We start from the raw sequence: 3,730 nt of genomic DNA on the forward strand, positions 1-3,730 counted from the left end.
CGATAAACTCCTCGAGCCGAGCCCGTTCCTCCCCACTCAGCCTGACCACGTATTTCTTGACGGCAACCTCTGTGCTGGCCACGAATCAATCTCCATCGCTCGATCGCGACAGCACAGATTCAGACAACGCCAGCAAAAGCAATGACGTGAGCCACTAGAGCCGACGTTCTCGGCCTGGTTCTGAAGGGGGAGTGGACGCCCGATCGGGCCGAGGACTGGGCCAAGCGCCTCGGTTCGCCTGCATTCGCCGAAAAACCGGACCCCGCCAATTACGACCCGCTGAAGGAGCTGAATTGGACGCTCTGTATGGCGCTGATCTGGATTGCGTCTCGACGAGACGTCGGAGAAGTGCGCGAGGCGTGGCCCGAGTGGTGGGAGGATCATACAGGTTGGCGCGAATCGTATCCCGGAGGATGGACGCTGGGGCCCCTAAAGCGACCTGAGGACTACAGCCGATACGAGGGCTACAGCGTCGATCCGAGGACAGCTGTCAAGGACCTTTGGGCGGCGCATGAAACACACAAGATCGCTTCAACCGGGATTAGCCAGCAGGAGCGAATTCGCCGCCTTATCCGCCCGGAGGAGTGGTGCGATCTGAAGGTGTGCGGCTCTCATCCCGCAGCCGGATATTTTTTCGACGGCCTCTGCCCGAAAGCCGAAATGGGGGTGGCGTTCCGCAACATATTGGTTCCCGTCAAAGAGCTTCTGAGCGTCTTTCCTGCGAAAGCAAGCGAGGGAGACCACCCCACCCTTGAGGCCGTGGTGCGCGATTTGTTGCAGGACAACCCTAACCTGACGCAAGTCGAGGCGGTAAAAATCGCGCGGGAGCGCGGCGTGATTGAGCCGCGCGAAAAAATCCGCGCGATGCTCAAATCGCTCGGAGGATCAAGCACTCCGGGCCCGAAGGGGCCAAGGAAGAATCGCGCCGAGCCCTCCGCGTAATACTGCGCGATTGCTCATTTGGACAAGGGCGGAAAAGTGCGGTCAATAGGGAACCATCTCAAACGAGGTGGTTCGACATGGGTGTGGTTCAGGGGAACGTCACAGGCAGGAAACCGAAGGCCGACCCGCGCGGCGCTCCGAAGCTACGCCGCATTCCCGAGGCCTGCTGCATCCTAGGGATTAGCCGGTCGACGATTTATAGGTTGGCGGCCCACGGCCGCATTCGGTTCATTCACATCGGCTCAAGGACGCTCGTTCCCGAAACCGAGATCGATCGGTTGGTCTCTGAAGGCGCGTGAGCGATGCGACTCTCGGAAATCGCGAGGGCCGACTCCGCATGTGCAGACGGCGACCCTCAAATTGAGCGGTTTGGCGGCCAGCTCGATGACAACAATAATCCCGTTGACCCTTTAGCGCAAAGCACGGCGCGCGACGTTGCGGAGCACGTTCTGGCCGAGATATCGAGCCTCGGGAGGGCCTTCGGATGAACGGTCCTATCGACTTCGCCGAGATCAACCGAGCGGCTCTGGCGGCCTTCCCCGCGGTCTTGGCGCGCATCCTGCCCGGCGGGAAGCGGGTCGGCAAAGAGATCGTCGCGCTCAACCCTCGCCGCGCTGACCGCGATCTCGGTTCCTTCAAGGTCAACCGGTACAACGGCAAATGGGCGGACTTTGCGAAGGGCGACAAGGGTCGCGATCCCTTGTCGTTGGTCGCATACCTCGCCGACATTTCCCAAGTGGAGGCGGCGCGGCTTTTGGCGCGAATGCTCGGCCTCGAAACCGAGGGGCGTCGCCATGGGTGACGCCCTCGACAGATACTTGCCCCTCACGCCGGAGGAAATTGCGGCCGGGCCAGCCATCGCCGCGCGAGCACCCAATGGCGGCGAGCTTGTGTCGCCTGTTCCAGCCGACGCGCCACCGCCGCCGACACGGCATGTCAAGCACGGCGAGCCCACGGCGACATCGATCTATCGTGACGCCAGTGGCGCGGAGCTTTGCCGTATCTCGCGCTTCGACTTTCCCGACGGGCGCAAGGAATTCTGGCCCCTGGCGCTTTGGCGCGATTCCAAGGGCCTGCGTTGGCGCTGGAAGGCCATTCCCGCGCCGAGGCCGCTGTACGGCCTCGACCGGCTCGCGTCCCGTCCTGACGCGCCTGTAATCGTCTGCGAGAGCGAGAAGGCCGCGGATGCGGTGGCCAAGATCTTCGCCGATCATGCCGCTGTAACCTCATCCGGCGGCTCGCAAGCGGCGGCCAAGTCGGACTGGTCGCCCCTCTCCGGCCGCACGGTGACGGTCTGGCCGGACAATGACGAAACGGGCGCGAACTACGCCAACGAGGTTGCGGCGACCCTGACCAAACTGGGCTGCGAAGTCAGCATCATCGAAGCCGACGCACTCGTGGCGATTGACGGGGGCGGTCGCGGCTCAAATTTCGAGCCGATCGGCTGGGACGCAGCCGATGCTATCTCTGAATGGTCCGACCCTGCGGCGCTGCGGCGCGCCGCCCTCGCCCTAGCGAAGCCGGTGATGACCACCTTCCCCAAGGCTGCGGACGCTAGGCCGACTCCCGACGAAGCCGCCCTCGAGCGCCGCGTTGCCGAATTGAGCGCGCTCACCCAGATCAAATATGCGGTTGCTCGTGCTGCTGCGGCGAAGGAACTTCATATTCCGGTTGGGATTCTCGACAGCCTCGTGAAGGCTAAGCGGCTGCCGGACGACCCCGGTCAAGGCCGTGCGATCACCTTCCCCGTCATCGAGCCGTGGCCGCACTCCGTGGATGGCGCAGCGATGCTCGACGAACTCGTGCAGGCGCTTCGCGGCTACGTGATTCTGAGTTCAGCGCAAGCGGACGCCATCGCGCTGTGGGCCGCGTTTACCCACGTTCATGACGCCTTCGACGTCTCCCCTCGCCTCGTCGTCAAATCCCCGCAAAAGAGGTCAGGGAAAACGACGCTCTTCAGTGCACTCGCCCGGGTTGTCGCCAGACCTCGTGGGGCGTCGGGCATCACTCCTTCAGCTCTGCTTCGAATAATCGAGTTGCATGGCCCGACGATGCTCATCGACGAAATGGATGCTCTGATGGGTCGCGACAAGGAAATGGGGCAAGCACTTCGTGGGTTAATGAACTCTGGGTTCAATCGGGACTTCGCGACCGTCACCATGAACGTGCCGACACGCGACGGCGGATACGAACCGCGCGAGTTCTCGACATGGTGTGCCCTGGCGCTGGCCGGCATCGGAGAACTTCCTGAAACTGTCCGCGACCGCTCGATCGAAATTGAGATGAAGCGCAAGCTCAAAACCGAAACGGTCAAGCGACTTCGTCGTCGAGACGGCGCGGACCTCAAGGAGGTCGCACGCAAGCTCGTTCGGTTGGCGCAGGACAATTTCGAAGCGCTGCGCGCCGCCGAACCCAGAATGCCGGGCGGCCTTAATGACCGCGCCGCTGATGCGTGGGAGCCTCTTGTCGCCATCGCCGACCTCGCGGGCGGCGAGTGGCCCCAGCGAGCCAGAACGACCGCCCTGGCTCTATCGCGGGAGGATCTAGCGGCAAGCAAGGACGACGACATCGACACGATATTGCTGTCCGACGTCCGCGATGCGTTCACGAGCGAAGGGGCTGACCAGCTCTCGAGCGAGACCCTGACCAACTATTTGATCGGCTTGGAAGGGCGCCCCTGGGCCGAGTGGAAAAACGGCAGGCCGCTGACGAAGTTTCAACTCTCGAGGCGGCTGAAAAAGTATGGCGCCAGGTCAAGCTCTCTTAACCTTGGCGGCGACGAAGGGCG

The 3,730-nt window shown here is 62.8% G+C and carries 4 protein-coding genes; all 4 read left to right on the top strand.

What is annotated here, in order from left to right:
* Window positions 1–306: 306 nt before the first annotated feature.
* Window positions 307–942, top strand: coding sequence for a hypothetical protein (locus tag ACLP25_RS06715; protein WP_442468443.1), 636 nt, complete (start codon window positions 307–309; stop codon window positions 940–942).
* A gap of 77 nt (window positions 943–1,019) precedes the next feature.
* Complete coding sequence (locus tag ACLP25_RS06720; RefSeq protein ID WP_442468444.1) at window positions 1,020–1,241, top strand: helix-turn-helix domain-containing protein; 222 nt, start codon at window positions 1,020–1,022, stop codon at window positions 1,239–1,241.
* A gap of 185 nt (window positions 1,242–1,426) precedes the next feature.
* Window positions 1,427–1,744, top strand: coding sequence for a hypothetical protein (locus ACLP25_RS06725; RefSeq protein ID WP_442468445.1), 318 nt, complete (start codon window positions 1,427–1,429; stop codon window positions 1,742–1,744).
* A partial coding sequence (locus ACLP25_RS06730; protein ID WP_442468446.1) for a DUF3631 domain-containing protein occupies window positions 1,737–3,730 on the top strand: 1,994 nt, incomplete at its 3' end. The genes ACLP25_RS06725 and ACLP25_RS06730, both read left to right, overlap by 8 nt.

The sequence above is a fragment of the Roseiarcus sp. genome, assembly GCF_052145395.1.
Classification (GTDB): Bacteria; Pseudomonadota; Alphaproteobacteria; order Rhizobiales; family Beijerinckiaceae; genus Roseiarcus.

Coding starts and splice junctions, on each gene's coding strand:
- ACLP25_RS06725 (WP_442468445.1), top strand. CDS start 1,427: ATGAACGGTCCTATCGACTTCGCCGAGATCAACCGAGCGGCTCTGGCG.
- ACLP25_RS06720 (WP_442468444.1), top strand. CDS start 1,020: ATGGGTGTGGTTCAGGGGAACGTCACAGGCAGGAAACCGAAGGCCGAC.
- ACLP25_RS06715 (WP_442468443.1), top strand. CDS start 307: ATGGCGCTGATCTGGATTGCGTCTCGACGAGACGTCGGAGAAGTGCGC.